This window comes from Mycobacterium sp. 2-64 (genome assembly GCF_035918375.1).
In the GTDB taxonomy this organism is placed as follows: Bacteria; Actinomycetota; Actinomycetes; order Mycobacteriales; family Mycobacteriaceae; genus Mycobacterium; species Mycobacterium intracellulare.
The window spans coordinates 668,513-686,864 of the sequence record NZ_CP142361.1; the positions used below are offsets into that span (position 1 = coordinate 668,513).

At 72.0% G+C, this 18,352-nt stretch carries 20 protein-coding genes; 7 read left to right on the forward strand and 13 right to left on the reverse strand.

Annotated elements, in window-relative coordinates; all coding sequences use genetic code 11:
- The first annotated feature begins 11 nt into the window (after positions 1–11).
- Positions 12–383: a DUF4229 domain-containing protein gene (locus QGN31_RS03170; protein ID WP_009952547.1), complete on the forward strand. Its 372-nt coding sequence runs from the start codon at positions 12–14 to the stop codon at positions 381–383.
- Positions 384–387: 4 nt separating this feature from the next.
- Here the strand turns inward: QGN31_RS03170 and QGN31_RS03175 are convergent, their stop codons facing one another.
- Together QGN31_RS03175 and QGN31_RS03180 are read right to left on the reverse strand one after the other, a co-directional pair.
- Positions 388–1,395 carry a beta-ketoacyl-ACP synthase III gene (locus QGN31_RS03175; RefSeq protein WP_008261082.1) on the reverse strand — a complete coding sequence of 336 codons (1,008 nt, stop codon included), beginning with the start codon at positions 1,393–1,395 and terminating at the stop codon, positions 388–390.
- 82 nt (positions 1,396–1,477) lie between these two features.
- Complete coding sequence (locus QGN31_RS03180) at positions 1,478–2,350, reverse strand: 1,4-dihydroxy-2-naphthoate polyprenyltransferase (protein WP_014942963.1); 873 nt, start codon at positions 2,348–2,350, stop codon at positions 1,478–1,480.
- Between the two features lie 78 nt (positions 2,351–2,428).
- On the opposite strand from QGN31_RS03180, the gene QGN31_RS03185 reads away from it, so the two are divergent.
- Both QGN31_RS03185 and QGN31_RS03190 read left to right on the forward strand, forming a co-directional pair.
- Entirely contained in the window at positions 2,429–3,205 is a 777-nt protein-coding gene (locus QGN31_RS03185) for an S-methyl-5'-thioadenosine phosphorylase (protein WP_233425292.1), read from the forward strand.
- Complete coding sequence (locus QGN31_RS03190) at positions 3,202–4,230, forward strand: NAD-dependent epimerase/dehydratase family protein (RefSeq protein WP_043955394.1); 1,029 nt, start codon at positions 3,202–3,204, stop codon at positions 4,228–4,230. The genes QGN31_RS03185 and QGN31_RS03190 overlap by 4 nt, the downstream gene beginning before the upstream one ends.
- Positions 4,231–4,234: 4 nt before the next feature.
- Here QGN31_RS03190 and QGN31_RS03195 read toward each other — a convergent pair whose 3' ends face one another.
- Positions 4,235–5,944 carry a DUF7937 domain-containing protein gene (locus QGN31_RS03195; RefSeq protein ID WP_014942960.1) on the reverse strand — a complete coding sequence of 570 codons (1,710 nt, stop codon included), beginning with the start codon at positions 5,942–5,944 and terminating at the stop codon, positions 4,235–4,237.
- 306 nt (positions 5,945–6,250) lie between these two features.
- Here QGN31_RS03195 and QGN31_RS03200 point away from each other — a divergent pair, with 306 nt between their 5' ends.
- From QGN31_RS03200 to QGN31_RS03210, 3 genes are read left to right on the forward strand one after another with little or no spacing between them, the layout of a single operon-like run.
- Positions 6,251–7,972 carry a hypothetical protein gene (locus tag QGN31_RS03200; RefSeq protein WP_014942959.1) on the forward strand — a complete coding sequence of 574 codons (1,722 nt, stop codon included), beginning with the start codon at positions 6,251–6,253 and terminating at the stop codon, positions 7,970–7,972.
- 3 nt (positions 7,973–7,975) lie between these two features.
- A complete protein-coding gene (locus QGN31_RS03205) occupies positions 7,976–8,638 on the forward strand; it encodes a glycosyltransferase family 2 protein (RefSeq protein WP_014942958.1) in 663 nt (220 codons plus the stop codon).
- Positions 8,635–9,300 (forward strand): TIGR04282 family arsenosugar biosynthesis glycosyltransferase, encoded by a 666-nt coding sequence (locus QGN31_RS03210; protein WP_014942957.1) that lies wholly within the window; start codon positions 8,635–8,637, stop codon positions 9,298–9,300. The genes QGN31_RS03205 and QGN31_RS03210 overlap by 4 nt, the downstream gene beginning before the upstream one ends.
- Before the next feature lie 152 nt (positions 9,301–9,452).
- On the opposite strand, the gene QGN31_RS03215 is transcribed toward QGN31_RS03210, so the two are convergent.
- From QGN31_RS03215 to QGN31_RS03260, 10 genes are all read right to left on the reverse strand, one after another.
- On the reverse strand, positions 9,453–10,793 hold the full coding sequence (locus QGN31_RS03215) for a hypothetical protein (RefSeq protein WP_014942956.1): 1,341 nt from the start codon (positions 10,791–10,793) through the stop codon (positions 9,453–9,455).
- A 35-nt stretch (positions 10,794–10,828) separates the two neighbouring features.
- Positions 10,829–11,914, reverse strand: coding sequence for an o-succinylbenzoate--CoA ligase (menE, locus tag QGN31_RS03220; RefSeq protein ID WP_014942955.1), 1,086 nt, complete (start codon positions 11,912–11,914; stop codon positions 10,829–10,831).
- A gap of 68 nt (positions 11,915–11,982) precedes the next feature.
- Positions 11,983–12,285: a DUF3349 domain-containing protein gene (locus QGN31_RS03225; protein ID WP_008261050.1), complete on the reverse strand. Its 303-nt coding sequence runs from the start codon at positions 12,283–12,285 to the stop codon at positions 11,983–11,985.
- Between the two features lie 56 nt (positions 12,286–12,341).
- A complete protein-coding gene (locus QGN31_RS03230) occupies positions 12,342–12,653 on the reverse strand; it encodes a hypothetical protein (RefSeq protein WP_008261049.1) in 312 nt (103 codons plus the stop codon).
- Positions 12,650–13,888, reverse strand: coding sequence for an inorganic phosphate transporter (locus QGN31_RS03235; protein WP_008261048.1), 1,239 nt, complete (start codon positions 13,886–13,888; stop codon positions 12,650–12,652). The genes QGN31_RS03230 and QGN31_RS03235 overlap by 4 nt, the downstream gene beginning before the upstream one ends.
- 97 nt (positions 13,889–13,985) lie before the next feature.
- Positions 13,986–14,393, reverse strand: a complete 408-nt coding sequence (locus tag QGN31_RS03240) for a VOC family protein (RefSeq protein ID WP_008261047.1) — start codon at positions 14,391–14,393, stop codon at positions 13,986–13,988.
- Between the two features lie 40 nt (positions 14,394–14,433).
- Positions 14,434–15,330 carry an SDR family oxidoreductase gene (locus QGN31_RS03245; protein ID WP_008261046.1) on the reverse strand — a complete coding sequence of 299 codons (897 nt, stop codon included), beginning with the start codon at positions 15,328–15,330 and terminating at the stop codon, positions 14,434–14,436.
- Positions 15,331–15,359: 29 nt separating this feature from the next.
- A complete protein-coding gene (locus tag QGN31_RS03250) occupies positions 15,360–16,262 on the reverse strand; it encodes a 1,4-dihydroxy-2-naphthoyl-CoA synthase (protein WP_014942954.1) in 903 nt (300 codons plus the stop codon).
- Between the two features lie 13 nt (positions 16,263–16,275).
- A complete protein-coding gene (locus tag QGN31_RS03255; protein WP_014942953.1) occupies positions 16,276–16,731 on the reverse strand; it encodes a nitroreductase family deazaflavin-dependent oxidoreductase in 456 nt (151 codons plus the stop codon).
- Between the two features lie 14 nt (positions 16,732–16,745).
- On the reverse strand, positions 16,746–17,681 hold the full coding sequence (locus QGN31_RS03260) for an aldo/keto reductase (protein WP_014942952.1): 936 nt from the start codon (positions 17,679–17,681) through the stop codon (positions 16,746–16,748).
- Between the two features lie 85 nt (positions 17,682–17,766).
- On the opposite strand from QGN31_RS03260, the gene QGN31_RS03265 reads away from it, so the two are divergent.
- A complete protein-coding gene (locus QGN31_RS03265) occupies positions 17,767–18,309 on the forward strand; it encodes a TetR/AcrR family transcriptional regulator (RefSeq protein ID WP_038537675.1) in 543 nt (180 codons plus the stop codon).
- The last annotated feature ends 43 nt before the right edge of the window (positions 18,310–18,352 follow it).

The following is an 18,352-nucleotide window of genomic DNA, read 5'->3' on the forward strand; positions in this document are numbered from 1 at the left end:
AGGCTTTGGCTGTGTCACACGAAGGTAGCGACAACACCATCGGGGGCCCGGGAAACGGCGCGGGCGGCGAGAGCGCCGAAAACCACGTCGTCGTCCCCGTTTTGGCATACATGGCGGCGCGGTTGCTGCTGGCGGTCGTGCTCACCGCCGTGATCTACGGCGTCGCGCGGTTGGCGGGCATCACGCAGTTCCCCCTCGTGGTGGCCGCGCTGTTCGCGCTGATCATCGCGATGCCGCTGGGCATCTGGGTGTTCGGGCCGCTGCGCCGGCGCGCCACCGCGGCGCTGGCGATCGCCGGCGAACGGCGCCGACGGGAGCGCGAGCTGCTGCAGGCCCGGCTGCACGGGGACGCCCCGCCCGACGAGGCGCGCGAGGACGGGTGAGGGCTCAGCCGTTGGGCAGCCGGACGACCTGGGCGGCATAGCTCAGGCCGGCGCCGTAACCGATCAGCAGGGCCAGGTCGCCGGCCTTGGCCGCCCCGGTCGCCAGCACCTCGGCCATGGCCAACGGGATGGACGCCGCCGAGGTGTTGCCGGTGTGCTCGATGTCGTTGGCGATCACCGCGTCCGGCCGCAACTCGAGGCTCTTGGCCAGAATCTCGTTGATTCGGCTGTTGGCCTGGTGCGGCACGAAGACGTCGATCTCGTCGGGCCGGATCCCCGCCGCGTCCATGGCCTGCTGGCCGACCTTGCCCATCTCGAAAGCCGCCCAGCGGAAGACCGCGCTGCCCTCGAGCCGCAGGAAGGGGCGCGGGCCGGTGGGATTCTCCAGGTAGTCGAGCCAGTCGATGTCCTGGCGGATGGCGCTGGCCTGGTTGCCGTCACTGCCCCAGACGGTCGGCCCGATGCCCTGCGTGGGCGTCTCGCCCACCACCACGCCGGCCGCGCCGTCGGCGAAGATGAAGCAGTTGCTGCGGTCTTGCATGTCGATCGTGGGGGACAGCTTCTCCGAGCCCAGGACCAGCACCCTCGCGGCGGTCCCACCGCGGATCATGTCGGCCGCGACGCCCAGCGCGTACCCGAACCCGGCGCAGCCCGCCGAGATGTCGAAGGCGGGCACGCCGGTGGCGCCCAACGCCGCCGCGACCGCGGGCGCGCACGCGGGGGTCTGCAGGAGGTGGGTGCTGGTGGCCACGATGACGCAGTCGATGTCGGAGGCCTCGAGGGAGGCTTTGGCGATCGCCTCGCGCCCGGCCTCGGTCGCCATCGAGGCGGCGGATTCGTCGCGTGCGGCGAACCGGCGCGTCTTGATCCCGGTGCGCGAATAGATCCACTCGTCGGAGGAGTCGATGTTTTCGCAGAGCTCGTCGTTGGTCACCACGCGTTCGGGGCGGTATGACCCGACGCTGAGCAAGCCGATGTTGGTGGGCCCGCTGGTCGCGGAAATCTGCTTCATTGCGGTCCTTCGCTATCCCCGGGGCAGACGCAAAAGTACCCCACCAGCGCCGTTTTCGGGGGCCTTTGCCTCTGCTCGCACTCTAGGTACCTATCGCCAGCGCGGCCGCCACCGCGATCGCCCACACCACCATCGCCAGCCCGGTGTCGCGCAGCACCGGGATCAGCTCCGGGCCGCCGCGCCCCGATCGCACCGGGGCCATGGCGCGCAGGGCCAGCGGCGTGGCCACCAGTCCGGCGGCACACCACGGGGTGGCCACCATCAGCGCCAGCGTCAGCACACCGGCGGCGCCCAGCAGCGCCTGATACAGGACGCGGGTGCGGGCGTCGCCCAACCGCACCGCGAGGGTGATCTTCCCCGACCGCGCGTCGGTGGGGATGTCGCGCAGGTTGTTGGCCACCAGCACCGACGACGACAGCGCCCCGACCGACACCGCCAGCAGCAGCCCCACCCAGTCCACCCGCAACGCCTGCGTGTACTGGGTGCCGAGCACGGCGACCAGCCCGAAGAACAGGAACACCGCGACCTCGCCAAAACCGGCGTAGCCGTAGGGTTTCGAGCCGCCGGTGTACAGCCACGCCCCGGCGATGCAGGCCGCGCCCACCGCGATCAGCCACGGCGCGCTGAACAGCGCCAGCACCACCCCGGCGAGCGCCCCGATCGTCAGGCTCGCGACCGCGGCGCCCAGCACCGCCCGCGGGGCCGCCAGCCGCGAGCCGACCAGGCGCACCGGACCGGCCCGGTCGTCGTCGGTGCCGCGGATGCCGTCGGAGTAGTCGTTGGCGTAGTTGACGCCCACGGTCAGCGCGAGCGCGACGGCCAGCGCCAGCAGCGCCTTCCACCACACCGCGGATCCCAGCCAGGCCGCGGCGCCGGTGCCGGCGACGACCGGCGCCACCGCGTTGGGCAACGTCCGCGGCCGCGCACCCGAAACCCACTGCCCGAGATTGGCCACAACGCCATCCTGCCAGGATGCGGGCCGCCGCTCCCCAGGCCCCGCGATCACCGCGTGGTCATGCACCACAATGGTCGGATGCTCGGAGTCATCGGCGGCAGCGGCTTCTACACCTTCTTCGGAGCCGACGCCGACGACGTCACGGTCGACACCCCCTACGGAGCGCCCAGCGCCCCGGTCACCGTGGGCGCCATCGAGGGACACGACGTCGCCTTCCTGCCCCGCCACGGCGCCAAGCACGAATTCTCCGCGCACACCGTGCCGTATCGGGCCAACATGTGGGCCCTGCGCAAACTCGGGGTGCGGCGGGTGCTCGCGCCGTGCGCGGTCGGCAGCCTCAAACCCGAACTCGGTCCGGGCTTCATCGTGGTGCCCGATCAGCTGGTCGACCGCACCCGGGGCCGCGCCGACACCTATTTCGACTCCGGCGGGATCCACGTCGACTTCGCCGATCCGTACTGCCCGACGCTGCGCGCGGCGGTCACCGACCTCCCCGGCGTGGTCGACGGCGGCACCATGGTGGTGATCCAGGGGCCGCGCTTTTCCACCCGCGCCGAAAGCCGGTGGTTCGCCTCCGCCGGGTTCTCGCTGGTGAACATGACCGGATACCCGGAGGCCGTGCTCGCCCGCGAGCTCGAAATCTGTTACGCGGCAATCGCTTTGGTGACCGACCTGGACGCCGGCGTGAGCGCCGGGGAGGGCGTGCGGACCGTCGACGTGTTCGCCGAATTCGAACGCAACATCGGGCCGTTCAAGGCGTTGGTGCGCGCGGCCATCGGCCGGGTCGCCGCCGACCGCACCTGCACCCACTGCCTGCCGCACACCGGGGTGACGCTGCCCATCGAGCTGCCATGAGGGTGTTGTTGACCGGCGCGGCCGGGTTCATCGGCTCGCGGGTGGGCGCCGCGCTGCGCGCCGCGGGCCACGACGTCGTCGCCGTCGATGTCCTGCTGCCCGCCGCGCACGGCCCGAACCCGGTGTTGCCGAAGGGATGTCAGCGCGTCGACGTGCGCGACGCCGACGCGCTGGCCCCGCTCCTGGACGGCGTGGACGCGGTGTGTCATCAGGCGGCGATGGTGGGCGCCGGGGTGGACGCCGCCGACGCGCCCGCCTACGGCGGCCACAACGACCTGGCCACCACGGTGCTGCTGGCGCAGATGTTCGCCGCCGGGGTGCGGCGCCTGGTGCTGGCGTCCTCGATGGTCGTCTACGGGCAGGGGAACTATCACTGCCGCCGGCACGGGCGCGTGGACCCGCTGCCGCGCCGGCGCGCGGACCTCGACGCCGGGGCCTTCGAGCACCGGTGCCCGGTCGGCGGGGAGGAGTTGGCGTGGCGCCTCGTCGACGAGGACGCCTGCCTGCGCCCCCGCAGCCTGTACGCGGCCAGCAAGACCGCGCAGGAGCATTACGCGCTGGCCTGGTCGGAGGCCACCGGCGGCTCGGTGGTGGCGCTGCGCTACCACAACGTCTACGGCCCCGGCATGCCGCGCGACACCCCGTATTCGGGCGTGGCGGCGATCTTCCGGTCTTCGCTGGAAAAGGGCGAGCCGCCAAGGGTTTTCGAGGACGGCGGCCAGATGCGTGACTTCGTGCACGTCGATGACGTGGCCGCCGCCAACGTCGCGGCGCTAGCGCACGACGACGGTTTCCTCGCGGCCAATGTCTGCTCGGGGCAGCCGATTTCGATCTTCGAGGTGGCCGCGGCGCTGTGCGACGCGCGGGGCGGTTCGCTGTCGCCGGTGGTCACCGGTGAATATCGCAGTGGCGACGTGCGCCACATCGTCGCCGACCCGTCCCGGGCGGCCGAGGTGCTGGGATTTCGCGCTTCGGTCTTACCGGGTGACGGGTTGCGCGAGTTCGCGTTCGCGCCCCTTCGGTGAACCCCTACGTTTGCGGCGGGCGGAAGATCTGGGGCCCCCGCACCGGTATCTGCCGCGTGCCGGAGTCGTCGCCGCGAAAGATCCGGGGCGAGCCGGCCAGCGGCGGGATCTCCGCGGTGGGCGGGTCGCTCTCCGCGCCGGGCCCCCCGGTGGGCATGCGGGTGGTGGCCGCGGCCGACGGCCCGGCGGCCTGGCCCACGCGGACCCGGGTGGTCGGCGCCGCCGCATTCGCGTCGGCCGCGCGCTTGCGGGCGGCGCGGCGAGCCAGGCGCCGCCCGTGCAGTTGCCCGGCCACGACGGCGGCCGCCAGGATGCCCAGCGCCAGCCCGCACAGCGTCACGTCGAAGGCGCTGGTGATCTGCTGGGCGAGGTCGTTGCCGTAGACAGGTTGCCGCGCGGGCGAATTGGGCGAGTCGGCGAACCGCGGCGCCAGCGCGACGCCGACGATCACGCGGGCGACGCTGAGGGCGGCGACGAGCCCGCACAGCGACGTGACCAGTCGCGCCGAGATTCCGGCCAGGCGGCGGCGCAGCCAGATCGCCAGGGCCGCGGTCACCAGGTCGAACGCGGCCAGCACCATGCTGTCGTACCGGGAGAACGGATAGTTCAAGGCGATGCCGACGACAAGGTCGGTGAGCCGCATCGCGATCGACCCCACGGCCCAGACGGCGATGAGCAGCAAGCCATTTCGGGTCGCGGACCGCCACGCGGATTCCTCCGCCGGCGACGGGTTGGGGTGACCGAACAGGGCCCGCGGCGCGAAGATGGCCGCCCCGGCCGCCCAGGCGAGGTAACCCTCGAAACCGACCCCGGCGGTCGAGGTGTTCTGGGCGATGCCGTGGAACGCATCGAGGTCGCGGCCGACGGGCAGGATCCACACCAGGACCCCGGCGGCCAACGCCGACGCACCCAGTGCGACGGTGGTCAGCCGGCTTGCCCGGGTGCGCTGCAGCAGCCACCTGGATGCGACCAGGACCGCGACCAGCGCCACCACCCCGTACACCACCGCCGTGGCGATCACCGCGATGTTCTGCTTGCCGAATTCCGCCGCGCCGTTGGTGCTTTGCAGCGCGTAGCGCACCCGCCAGTACAGGTTGAACCCGAAGCTGAGCACCGCCGCGAGCATCGACAGCGCGCCGATCGTCCGGGCGGAGCGATGCCAGCCCGTGTACTCGTCGTCGGCCGGGACCGGCCCGGCCGGCACCGCCTGGGCGCTGAGCAGCGAGCCGGCGACGCCGACCCACGCCCCGGGCCCCACTCCGCCGGGCACGGTGACCGTGCCCCCGAACCGGACGGTCTCGTACGCGTCGAACGCGATGACGGCGAGCACCAGCAGCAGATAGGGGGCGTTGAGCGCCAACCGAAGCCGCGCCGCGGACGCCGGGTTGAACCGCTCGCCGCCCGACCGCCAGGAACCGGCCACCGCGACGGCGGCGACGGCCAGCACCGTCACGACGAGCAGCACCGCGAACAGGGCCTGACTGCTGCCGGGAATCCCGACACCGAAGTACAGATTCCACGGCAAGAACACGGCGAGCACCAACAGCACCACCGCGGTCGCGTCGCTGACGATGGCCCGGCGCCGTCCCGTGCCCCCGGCAACGGGTGTCGTGCTGCCGGTGGCGTGCGGGCGGATGATGCGGGGCGCGGGCGCCTGCTGGGCCCGGGCCCCGATGGGGCCGGTTGGCGTGTCGTCGCTGCTCTGGCTCACCATGCCCCCCGGGATTCAAGGACGACTACTTTCGGCGCAGCTGCCGGTGTCCGGCGGGGGAATGCCCTGCCGAGCCACACGCACCGCTCGCTTGCGAACATATTCTCCGTTCGGCTGCCGTGGCAGTGGCTGGGACGGCCCGCTGGGCGGAGGCGATTCCGCGGCGACCGTCCTGTCCTTCGAAAAGCTGGTTACGCTGCGCTAGTGGCGAACCTTGTCGCCGAATGACTGATACTGCCGACGGTATCGCAAGTGTAATGATGCCGGGACATTGCTGGTGCGGGGTGGCCAGGGTGAAGGAGAAGCGGGATGGACGTCGTTTTGGGGGTCGCGGTCACCGGTCCCGTCGCCCGCCTGGCGCTCCTGGGGTCGGGCGCCCAGGGCGCCGACGTGATCGACCAATCCGTCGTCGATCTCGCCGACAACCCGCTCGGCACGCTCACCGAGACCGTGGTCGGAACCAATCGCTTGTTGGCCGACGAGAACCACCGGTTGGTCGGCACGCGCCTGTGCTGGTCCGACGAGCCACGGGCTGACCAGCTGCGGCGGGCGCTGGAGGACTCCGGCGTTCACAACGTCGCGGTGCTCTCGGAGTCCCAGGCCGTCGCCTCCCTCATGCGGGCGGCCGGGCGGCCCGGCGCCGCGCTCGTGATGGACGACGCGACGGCCACCCTGTCGGTGGTGGGCCCGGACGCCGGGGACCCCGACGCGCCGCCGACGGTGTTGGCCAGCCAGCCGCTGACCGGCGCCACGGGCCCGGACGCTACCGCCGCGTTCCAGACGATGATGGCGAACCTCGGCACGCATCCCGACGCGCCGGGGGAGGTGTATCTGCTCGGCGCCTCGCCCGACCTCAACCGGGTCGCCGACGAATTGCGCGACGCGTCCACCATGCGGGTGCAGGTCGCCGAGGACCCCACGTTTGCGCTCGCGCGCGGCGCCGCGATCGCCGCGGCGGCGGCGTCCGCGCCGGACGCGACTGCCATGGCGCCGGCCGTCGGCCTGACCGGTGACGCGACCGCGATGGCCCCCGCCGCCGGGGACGCGACCGCGATGGCCCCCGCCGCCGGCCTCACCGGGGACGAGACGACGGTCGTGCCCGCGCCGGACGCCGAGGAGCCGCAGCTGGCGTACTCGATGGCCGATGAGGGCGGGATCTATCCGGGCGAGATGGACGAGTACGACCCCGAATTCGACGACTACGACTACGGCCCGGAGTTCGGCGACGACGCCGAGGCCGTCGAGGACGCGCCGACGAAGCTGTCGCGGCGATCGCTGGTGATCGGCAACGCCGTCATCGCCTTCGCGGTCATCGGATTGGCGTCGCTGGCCACCGCGATCGCGGTTGCCGTTCGCCCGACCGCCGCCCAGCAGCCGGTGGTGGGCGTGCAGAACGGCACCCCGGGCAAGTTCATGCCGATCTTGCCGAGCCAGCAGCAGGCGCCGCTGCCCCCACCGCCGCCCGAGGCGCCCAACGCCGGGTTCCAGGGCGGCACCGTCCCGGCTCCCGAACACGTCGCGCCCCCGTCCGGAGGGGGTCCGCAGGTCGCTCCCGTTCCCGAGGCGCCGAGCAACCCCGGTGTCGTGCCCAACCCCGATCCGGGTTGGGCGCCGCGGCCGAATCCTATTGTGCCGGTTCCTATTCCGATTCCCATTCCGATCCCGGGGTGGCAACCGCCCTACAACCCGCCGTACAACCCGACGACGCCCTACACGCCGCCGACCATCACGACGTCCCAGCCGCCGACGACGACGTATTCGCCCCCGACGACGACGTATTCGCCGCCGACGACCACGTACTCGCCCCCGACGACGACGTATTCGCCCCCGACGACGACGTATTCACCCCCGACGACGACGTATTCACCCCCGACGACCACGCACGCACCCCCGACGACGACGTATGCGCCGCCGAGCACCAAGGCGACCACCCAACCGCCGGTGCAGACGCACACCCAGCAGACCGCGCCGCCGACGCACTCGCAGCAGCCGCTGTTCCCGCAGGAGCCCCGCACCCACCGCGGGTTCTGACGCGTGCCCGACGCCGACGGCCTGGTCACGGTGGTCCTGCCGTGCCTCAACGAGGAGGAGTCGCTGCCGGCCGTGCTGGCCGCCATTCCGGCCGGCTACCGGGCGCTGGTGGTCGACAACAACAGCACCGACGGCACCGCCGGCGTCGCGGCGCGCCACGGCGCCCGGGTCGTCGCCGAACCGCGGGCCGGGTACGGCGCCGCCGTGCACGCGGGCGTGATGGCCGCGACGACCCCGATCGTGGCGGTCATCGACGCCGACGGCTCGATGGACGGCGCGGACCTGCCGCGGCTGGTCGCCGCGCTCGAGCAGGGCGCCGACCTGGTGACCGGCCGGCGCCGGCCGGTGCCCGGCCTGCACTGGCCGTGGGTGGCCCGCATCGGCACCGTCGTCATGAGCTGGCGGCTGCGCACCCGCCACGGCCTGCCGGTGCACGACATCGCGCCCATGCGAGTGGCCCGGCGCGAGGCGCTGTTGGCGCTGGGCGTCGCCGACCGCCGATCCGGTTATCCGCTCGAGCTTTTGGTGCGCGCCGCGGCCGCCGGCTGGCGCGTCGTCGAACTCGACGTCAGCTACGGCCCGCGCACGGGCGGCAAGTCGAAGGTCAGCGGATCGCTGCGCGGCAGCATCACCGCGATCCTCGACTTCTGGAAGGTGATTTCGTGACCGCCCTGCCGGTGACGCTGCTGGTGGTCGCCAAAGCGCCCGAGCCGGGCCGGGCCAAGACGCGGCTCGCGGCGAGCGTCGGCGACCGCGTCGCCGCCGAGATCGCCGCCGCCGCACTGCTCGACACGCTGGACGCCGTGGCCGACGCGCCGGTGGAGGCGCGGGTCGTCGCGCTCACCGGGGACCTGGGCCGCGCGGCGAGCGCCGCCGATATCCGGCGGCGACTGGCGTCCTTCACCGTGATCGCCCAGCGCGGCGACGATTTCGCCGCACGGCTCGCCAACGCGCACGCCGACGCCTCGTCGGACGGGCTGCCGGTGCTGCAGATCGGGATGGACACCCCCCAGGTCACCGCCGAGCTGTTGACCGGCTGCGCGCGCCGGCTGCTCGAGGCGCCGGCCGTGCTCGGGCCGGCCCGCGACGGCGGCTGGTGGGTGCTGGGTGTTGGCGCACCGGCGATGGCCCAGTGCCTGCGCACCGTGCCGATGTCGGCGCCCGACACCGGGGAACTGACGTTGAAGGCGTTGCGCGACACGGGCATCGACGTCGCGACGGTGCAGACGCTGGCCGACGTCGACGTCGTCGACGACGTCGCCGCGGTGCGCGAGGCCTGCGGGCCCGACAGCCGCTTCGCGCGGGTCACCCGCGCGGCCGGCCTGTGAGCGCGGAATCGGCGGTGCGTCTGGCGCTTCGAGTGTGAATCGTTGGATTTGGGAGTGCAGCCAGGCGGAGAAATCGCTCAAATCCCGCCGCTCCTTCACACTCAAAGCCTAGGATTCACACTCGTTGCCCTCAGCTCACACTCGAACCGGACCTACCAGTTCGTCAGGATGATCGTGTTGAGCGCAATGGCGCCGGCGGCGTTGAGCGCCAACCAGATCCGGTGCGAGCGCACCGGCAGCAGCGCGGCCGCCGCGGTGAGCCAGATGGTGAACGGCAACCAGATGCGTTCCACCTCGGCCTTGCTGAGCATGCTCAGGTCCGCGCACACGACGGCGGCCAGCACGCCCAACAACAACAGGTGAAGACCGGAGCGGCGACGGACGGCGGCCCCGTCGAACACCCGCCCGAGCCCGGCGACGCCGCCCAACCCGATCGCGCACACCACGCACGCCAGGTTGGCCCAGCTCCAGTACTGGAACGGCCGGTCCTTGGCGATGCCCTGCCAATAGCGTTGCTGCACAAGGTGATAGCCGTCGAACCAGTAGAACCCCGCGACGGCGAAGGTCACCGCAACGCCGATCGCCGCCAGCGCCGCCGGACCGAGCGCCCGCAGGATCGCCCTCCAGTCCGCCGCGGACGCCAGCACCGCCGCCGCCGGCAGCCCCATCAGCATCAGGCCGTAGTTGCAGAACACCCCCCAGCCCAGCAGCAGCCCGGCCGCGGCGGCGGTCAGGGCGGGGAACCGGACCGGGCGGTGCACCGCCACGGCCAGCAGCGCGATGCCCCACGCGGTCACGCCGGCGAAGTATCCGTCGGCGGAGACGGCCACCCAGATCGCCGTCGGCGCCAGCGCCACGAACGGGGCTACCCGCCGCGCGGTGGACTCGTCGGCCAGCGCGCGCACGCCGACCACCACCGCGGCGGCGGCGCTCGAGCCGGCCAGCAGGCACAGCAGCCCGGCCCAGGCGCCGCCGTGCAGACCGATCCGGTCCAGCCAGACGAACGTCAGCAGCGCCCCGGGCGGATGACCCGACACGTGGGTGGTCCACGAATGCGGTTGGTAGTCCACGATCCGGCCGGCGAATGTGCGCAGCGTGGCTGGAATGTCGGTGATGCCCGGCACCTGCGACAGGTATTCGTCCCGGGTGGTCAGCCGGCCGGCGAAGCCGCGCTGCCAGCCGTCGATCATCGCCAGCGCGAACGCCCACCCGCCGGCGACGGCCCAGCTGCCCAGCGTCAGCGCCCGCCACGAAAGTCGTTGCGCCAGAGTCGGTCCCCACGCGACGACGGCGACGGCGAGGGCAATGGCCGGGCCGGTGCCCCAGCCGGCGTGGATCAGCCACTCGCCGAAGATCGGCGCCGAGCCGGCGTGGGTGGCGAACTTTTCCGCCCCGACATCCAGGCGCGGCCGGACCCCCAGGTTCATCCGCGGCAGCACGAACGCCGCCGCCACCAGCGCCGCGCCGATCGACACCGCGACGGCGTCGCGCACCGCCTGCCGTCGACCCCGCCTCACGGACGCACAGCCTATTGATCGCTCGCGCCGGCGAAGCGGCGCACCAGCGCCGCGCGGTCGACCTTGCCGATGCCGCGGCGCGGCAGCGCGTCGACGACGTGCACCTCGCGCGGCGCCGCGGTGGCGTCGAGGGCGCGCGTCACGTGCGCGCGCAGCGCCTCCACGGTCGGCGCCGCGCAGCCGTCGTGCACCACGATCGCGGCGACCACCCGCTGCCCTAGTCGTTCGTCGGCCACCCCGAACACCGCGCAATCGCGGACTGCCGGGTGGCTGCACAGCGCCGCCTCGACCGGCTGCGGCAACACGGTCAGCCCGCCGGTGCTGATCGCGTCGTCGGCGCGGCCCAGGACCGTCAGCACGCCCGCGCCGTCGATGGCGCCGAGGTCGTCGGTCACGAACCAGCCGGGCTCGGCGAACGGGTCGGGGTCGACGGGGTCGCGGTAGCCCTTGGCCACCGTCGCGCCCCCGATGACGATGCGCCCGTCGGCCACCCTCAGCCGCACCCCGGCCAGCGGGACGCCGTCGTAGACGCACCCGCCGGCGGTCTCACTCATGCCGTAGGTGCGCACGACGGTGATTCCGGCCGTGGCCGCGGCGTCCAGGACCGGACGCGGCGCGGGCCCGCCGCCGAGCAGCACGGCGTCGAGTTCGGCGAGGGCGGCCGCGGCCGCCGGGTCGGCGAGCGCCTTGGCCAACTGCGCGGCGACCAGCGAGGTGTACCGCCTGCCGGGGCCCAAAGCGCCGATGGCCCTGGGCAATTCGGTTTCATCGAAGCCGCCGGTGACATCCATCTCGACCGGCGACGTGCCGGCGAGCAGGCTGCGGACCAGCACCTGCACCCCGGCGATGTGGTGTGGCGGCAGGGCGAGCAGCCAGCTGCCCGGGCCGCCCAGGCGGTCATGGGTGGCCGCGGCGCTGGCCCGCAGGGCGGCCGCTGTCAGCAGGGCGCCCTTCGGGTTGCCGGTGGTGCCCGACGTCGCCGCCACCAGGGCCACGTCGTCGTCGATGGTTTCCCCGACGCGCAGCCCCGCCCGCAGCGCCGCCGACTCGCGATCGTCGCCGACGGCTACCAGCGCCGGGTCGCGTCCCTCCAGCACGCCCGCCAGGGCGGGCAGCAGCGTCTCGGCCGCCGCGCCCGGCGGGACGTGCAGCGCGCGCAGTACGGCTATGCCGGATCCCCGGCCTGATCGGCGTCGTCGAAGGGCCAGCCCTGGGCCGCCAGCCGCACCCGTACCCGCTCGACGTCCTGCGGCGACGGCAGCTCGTCGGTGATCTGGGTGATCAGCACGCCGATGTCGACGTCGTCGAACTCGCCGCGCCGAACCAGCTCGCACGCCACGGCCTTGGCTTCGTCGTTGGACAGCCGGCGGGCCAGCAGCGCGAGCACCGGGAACGTGTCGGTGGGTGGCACGCCCTCGGGGTAGCCCGCGCGGAGCCACGAGACGATGGAATTGAGAAATCCGTTCACGCGGATACAGCTCTCCCCGGCGTCCGGTTCGCCGACTCGATGGGCATCAAACGATGCTACTTGGGTTTCGCTCCAAGCAGCGGATAGCCGGTGTGATGGGCGATGAAATCGCGGGCAATGTAGAGCAACGCCAGCGCGATCACCGCGATGACCAGCGCGTAGATGCTCCACGCCAACGCAGTCAGCATCGGGTTGCGCCGCGGGGCGGAGCCGTTGCTGGCGCCGTCCAGACTGATGTCGCCCGCCCCCGCGGACTGCAGCCGGATCCCGAGGGCGAACAGCCCCGGCAGGGCGGCGCCGGCCAGCATCGCGAAGACCAGAATCTTCAGGCTCGCCTGGTAGTTGAACCAGTCGCCGATGTGGCTCATGAGGCGTTGGCTTTCAGCGACGGGTCGTCGGAGTCGTACCGGGCGGACACGCCGCCGAGCGTGGGTCCGTCATCGCCGGGCGGCGGCTGGTCGGCGGCCTGCAGCCCGCTGGTCAGATCGCCCTTCCATTCGGCGTTGACGTTGTGGTGGTCGACCTTGACCCTGCGCGACCGGAGGTAGATGGTGGCCGAGACCGCGACCAGCAGCGCGAAACCGGTGATCGCCCCCGGGTAGCCGCCGATCAGGTGCACGATGCCGTAGGTGAAGGCGCCGACCAGCCCCGCCAGCGGGAGGGTGACCAGCCAGGCGACCCCCATGCGGCCGGCGACGCCCCAGCGGACCTCGCCGCCGGGCTTGCCCAGCCCGCTGCCCAGCACCGAACCCGTGCACACCTGGGTGGTCGACAGCGCGTAGCCGAAGTGGGCCGACAGCAGGATCACCGCGGCCGAGGAGGATTCGGCGGCCATGCCCTGCGGCGACTGGATCTCGACCAGGCCCTTGCCCAGCGTGCGGATGATGCGCCACCCGCCGAGGTAGGTGCCGGTCGCCATGGCCAGCGCGCAGCTCACGATGACCCACAGCGGCGGCATGGTGGCGGTCTTGCTGACCGAGCCGTAGGAGATGAGCGCCAGGAAGATGATGCCCATCGTCTTCTGTGCGTCGTTGGTGCCGTGGGCGAGCGAGACCAGCGACGCCGAACCGATCTGGCCGCGCCGGAAACCGGCCTCCGTGCGGGCCTTCGGCACGCCGCGGGTGATCCGGTAGACCAGCCAGGTGGCGACCGCGCCGATCGCGATGGCCAGGATCGCCGACACGACGGCCGGGATGATGGCCTTGGAGATCACGCCCTTCCAGATCACGCCGTGCGCGCCGACGGCAGCGATCGTGGCGCCGACGATGCCGCCGATCAGGGCGTGCGACGAACTCGAGGGGATGCCGAGCAGCCAGGTCAGCAGGTTCCAGACGACGCCGCCGACCAGGCCGGCGAACACCAGCTCCAGCGTCACGATGTTGGAGTCGATGAGGCCCTTGGCGATCGTGGCGGCGACGGCGGTGGACATGAACGCGCCCACCAGATTCAGTACCGCCGAGAGCAGAACCGCCGTTTTGGGCTTGAGCGCGCCACTGGCGATCGAGGTCGCCATCGCGTTGCCCGTGTCATGAAAGCCGTTGGTGAAATCGAAAGCCAGTGCCGTGATTACGACAATGATCAAGAGGAACAATTGGATGTTCACAGGGCCTGATTCTGGTGGTAGGGGCAATCCATTGTCGAATGCGGCATGACATGAAACGCGGGTGTACCTTGAGTCGTCGCCAGATGTTACCTCTCAGTTAACCGGAATTTCCCTGCCGTTCACCTCGGGTGTCGCGGCGCAACGGGTGGTCCGGGGGGATCTGGATGAAAATGAGCGTGATGCCGTCGGGGTCGAGCACGTGCATCTCGTGCAGGCCCCAGGGTTCCTGACGCGCCTCGCGGGCGATCGACACGCCGCGGCCGCGTAGCTCGGCCTGGGTCGCCTCGAGGTCGCGGACCTGCAGCCACAGCGCGCCCGGGAACGGGCCGCGGGAATGGTCCGGGGAGCCGTACCCGGCCAGCTCCAGCAGCGACTGCCCGGCGAAAAACACTGTGCCGCCGCCGTATTCACGCGCTATCGCCAGGCCGATCTCGTCGCGGTAGAAGGCCAGGGACCGCTGGTAGTCCGCGGGCCGGAGCAGCATCCGGCTAGCCAGGATCTCCATAACCCGTGTCTATCACACGGGCCCGATCGCGCCGGTCCGGTCAGCGGTCGCCCTTGCGGTTGGGCTGGATGCTCTGGCGCTGCATGACGGCGTTGACCCAGCGGGGGCCGAAGGTGTCCAGCGCCTTGGCCGCGATCGCCATGCGCGGCGCGATGCGCACCGGGCGGGTGCGGGCGGCGGTGATCATCCACTCGCCGGCCTCTTCCGGCGTCAGCGCCGGCACGCCCTCGTAGGCCTTCGTGGGCGCGATCATCGGGGTGGCCACCAGGGGGTAGTACAGCGCCGTGGAGTGCACACCCCGCTCGCCCCACTCCGTTTCGATGACCCGGCTCACGGTCGACAGCGCGGCCTTCGACGCGTTGTACACCGAGAACAGCGGCGACGCCTCCGAGAGCACCCCCCACGTCGAGACGTTGATGATGTGGCCGTCGCCGCGTTCGATCATCCCCGGCGCCAGGCCGCGGATCAGCCGCAACGGCGCGTAGTAGTTGAGCACCATGGTCCGCTCGACGTCGTGCCAGCGCTCCAGCGACTCGGCCAGCGGCCGGCGGATGGACCGGCCGGCGTTGTTGATCAGGATGTCGACGCCGCCGAGCCGCTTCTCGACGTCGGCGACCAGCGCGTCGACGGCGTCCATGTCCGAGACGTCGCAGGCGATCGCCGTGGCGTCACCGCCCGCCGTGGTGATCCGCTCGGCCAGTGCGTCCAGCAGCTCCTGGCGACGGGCCACGACGACCACCGTGGCCCCCTCGCGGGCGAACTGCTCGGCGGCGGCCTCGCCGATGCCCGACGACGCCCCGGTGAGCAGGATGCGCTTGCCCGCCAGCTCGATCGGCTTGATCAGCGGCCGGTTGACCAGCACCTGCGGGGCCATCGGCGGTCGCATGGTGGCCAGCACCAGCTGGTCGGTGAACCGGCGAAGCGGACTCTTGCTCACGGGACGCGAGTCTAGGCGGGCGGGCGGGCTCAGAAGTACCGGGGAAACCGGCTCCAGTCGGGGTCGCGCTTTTCCAGGAAGGCGTCGCGACCCTCGACGGCCTCGTCGGTCATGTAGGCCAGCCGGGTGGCCTCGCCCGCGAACAGCTGCTGGCCCACCAGGCCGTCGTCGAGCAGGTTGAACGCGAACTTCAGCATGCGTTGCGCCTGAGGGGATTTGGCGTTGATCTCGCGCGCCCATGCGATGGCTTCGGATTCCAGCTCGGCATGGTCGACGACGGCGTTGACCGCGCCCATGTGGTGCATCTGCTCGGCGGTGTAGGGGCGGCCCAGAAAGAAGATCTCGCGGGCGAACTTCTGGCCCACCTGGCGGGCCAGGTAGGCGCTGCCGTAGCCGCCGTCGAAGCTGCCGACGTCGGCGTCGGTCTGCTTGAAGCGGGCGTGCTCGCGGCTGGCCAGGGTGAGGTCGCAGACCACGTGCAGGCTGTGCCCGCCGCCGGCCGCCCACCCGTTGACCAGGCAGATGACCACCTTGGGCATGAACCGGATCAGCCGCTGCACCTCGAGGATGTGCAGCCGTCCGGCCCGGGCGGGGTCGACGGTGTCGGCGGTCTCGCCGCTGGCGTACTGGTAGCCGCTGCGCCCGCGGATGCGCTGATCGCCGCCGGAGCAGAACGCCCAGCCGCCGTCCTTGGGCGAGGGGCCGTTGCCGGTCAGCAACACCACGCCGACTCCCGCGGACATCCGGGCGTGGTCGAGCACCCGGTAGAGCTCGTCGACGGTGTGCGGCCGGAACGCGTTGCGCACCTCGGGCCGGTCGAACGCCACCCGCACCGTGGCGTCGTCGACGTGCCGGTGATAGGTGATGTCGGTCAGGTCGCCGAAGCCCTCGACGGGACGCCACTGATCGGCGTCAAACGGGTTGTCACTCAACGTCTGTGAACTCCTATGCCGGGTCCAGCCGGAATACCGGACACACGCCGGCCAGCGCCTCGAACTCTTCGGGGCGGCCGTCGGTGACCAACCCCGAGCGCTTCATGAAGCCGACCCCGGTGGGCACCTCGGTGGGAAACGCCCGCAGGAACGGGCGCGCCTCGTCGGCGGGCAGCTCCACCATCCGCACCCGCTCGCGGTGCCGGCCGCGGGCCAGCGTCGCGTGCTCGGCGGCGCGGACGTTGCGGATCCAATCCGCGCCCGGAAACCCGCCCACCACATAGCGTTTGCCGTCCACCGTCATCGGTGTCACCGGCGTCGACCGTGGCGTGCCGGACTTGCGGCCCGGCACGGTCAACACCACCGGGCTTTCACCGCCGAAGCTGAGGCCCAGCCGGGAGAGCTGAATGAACACCTTGTTCGCCGGTTTCAGCCACCAGGGCGGCTTGAGCCCGTCAGCGCGTGCCATGCCTGACACACTAGTCAGCTCCGGGACGCCTCCCGGAAGGGCTCGGCGCCCTGCGCCCAGGGGTCGACGCCGGGTGTGGCGACCGCGTCGAGCCGGGCGATCGCCTCGGCGCTCAGCGTGACGTCGGCCGCGGCCATGTTCTCCTCGAGGTGGGCGATCGACCGGGTGCCCGGAATCAGCAACGTGTTCGGCGCATGCGCCAGGATCCAGGCCAACCCGACCCGGGCGCCGGAGACGCCCAGCTCGCCGGCGATGCCGGCCACCACCGGATCGTCGGCGACCTTCGGGAATCCGGGGAAGGCGGAGCCGAGCGGGAAGTACGGCACCCACGCGATGCCCTCGTCGACGCACAGCTCGAGCGCGGCTTCCTGGGAGCGGTCCAGCAGGCTGTAGGCGTTCTGCACACAGGCGATGCCGGCGGGCAGCGCCCGCCGCAGCACGTCGAGCGACACGCTGCTGAGCCCGATCGCGCCGATCTTGCCCTCGTCGCGCAGGGCGATCATCTCGGCCAGCTGGTCGTCGAGGTCGACGATCTGATCGCCCTCGGCGGCCATGCCGATGCCCGAGTCGAGCCGCCGCAGGTTCACCACCGGGACGCGGTCGAGGCCGAGCTGGCGCAGGTCGTCCTCGACGGCGGCGCGCAGCTCGGAGGGCCGTTGCGCTGGAGCCAGCGGGATGGGTTGCTCGCCGGTGTAGCGGGCGCCGACCTTGCTGACGATGACGAGGTCGTCCGGGTAGGGGGCCAGCGCCGCGCGGATCCGGCGGTTGACCTCGCCGGGACCGTAGAACGACGCGGTGTCGATGTGGTTGACGCCGAGGTCGATCGCGCGCCGCAGCACCGCCGCCGCGTCCTGCGGGGAGGTCTCGAACAGTTGCATGGCGCCGTAGCCCATGCGGGCGACGGGATGCGATCCGATGGTGCCGATGCCGCCGGGGTTGAGATCGGTCATGGTGCTCCCTTGATCGTGAGACACTGGAAAAATGCGGAGGGTCCTCCGCTTTCGTCAGCGTAGCAGAAACGGAGGTGCCTCCGCTTTGGTGGGAAGGTCGGATGCGCGCCGCAATCGCGAGCGGCTGCTGTTGGCGGCCACCGCGGCGTTCACCGAGCACGGCGCGGCGGCCTCGCTCGAGTCGATCGCCCGCGACGCGGGCGTCGGGATCGGCACGCTGTACCGCCATTTCCCCAATCGGGAGGCCCTCGTCGAGGCCATCTACCGGGCCGAGCTCGCCGAGGTGGCCGCGGCCGCCGAGCAGCTGCTCGGGCGGCATCCGCCCACGACGGCGCTGCGACGCTGGATGGACCGCTACGCGGGCTTCGTGGCCGCCAAGCGCGGCATGGCCGAGTCCCTGCAGGCGATCTTCGATTCTGGCGCAATGGAACCCAGCCAGACCCGCGACAGCATCGTCGGCGCCGTCGAGCTGCTGTTGCGGGCGGGCGCCGACGACGGCAGCCTGCGCGCCGACGTGCGCGCCGACGACGTGGTGTCCAGCCTCATCGGCATCTTTTTGGTCAGCGGTTCATCGGAGCAGACCGGCCGCATGCTCGACCTGCTCGTCGCGGGGGTCTCGGCGACCTGACCGAGCGCCCGGCCAGCCGGGCGCCGCGCCGCCAGCGCCCGGC

Coding starts and splice junctions, on each gene's coding strand:
- QGN31_RS03175 (WP_008261082.1), bottom strand. CDS start 1,395: ATGAAGCAGATTTCCGCGACCAGCGGGCCCACCAACATCGGCTTGCTC.
- QGN31_RS03185 (WP_233425292.1), top strand. CDS start 2,429: ATGCTCGGAGTCATCGGCGGCAGCGGCTTCTACACCTTCTTCGGAGCC.
- QGN31_RS03190 (WP_043955394.1), top strand. CDS start 3,202: ATGAGGGTGTTGTTGACCGGCGCGGCCGGGTTCATCGGCTCGCGGGTG.
- QGN31_RS03195 (WP_014942960.1), bottom strand. CDS start 5,944: ATGGTGAGCCAGAGCAGCGACGACACGCCAACCGGCCCCATCGGGGCC.
- QGN31_RS03200 (WP_014942959.1), top strand. CDS start 6,251: ATGGACGTCGTTTTGGGGGTCGCGGTCACCGGTCCCGTCGCCCGCCTG.
- QGN31_RS03230 (WP_008261049.1), bottom strand. CDS start 12,653: ATGAGCCACATCGGCGACTGGTTCAACTACCAGGCGAGCCTGAAGATT.
- QGN31_RS03240 (WP_008261047.1), bottom strand. CDS start 14,393: ATGGAGATCCTGGCTAGCCGGATGCTGCTCCGGCCCGCGGACTACCAG.
- QGN31_RS03255 (WP_014942953.1), bottom strand. CDS start 16,731: ATGGCACGCGCTGACGGGCTCAAGCCGCCCTGGTGGCTGAAACCGGCG.
- QGN31_RS03260 (WP_014942952.1), bottom strand. CDS start 17,681: ATGACCGATCTCAACCCCGGCGGCATCGGCACCATCGGATCGCATCCC.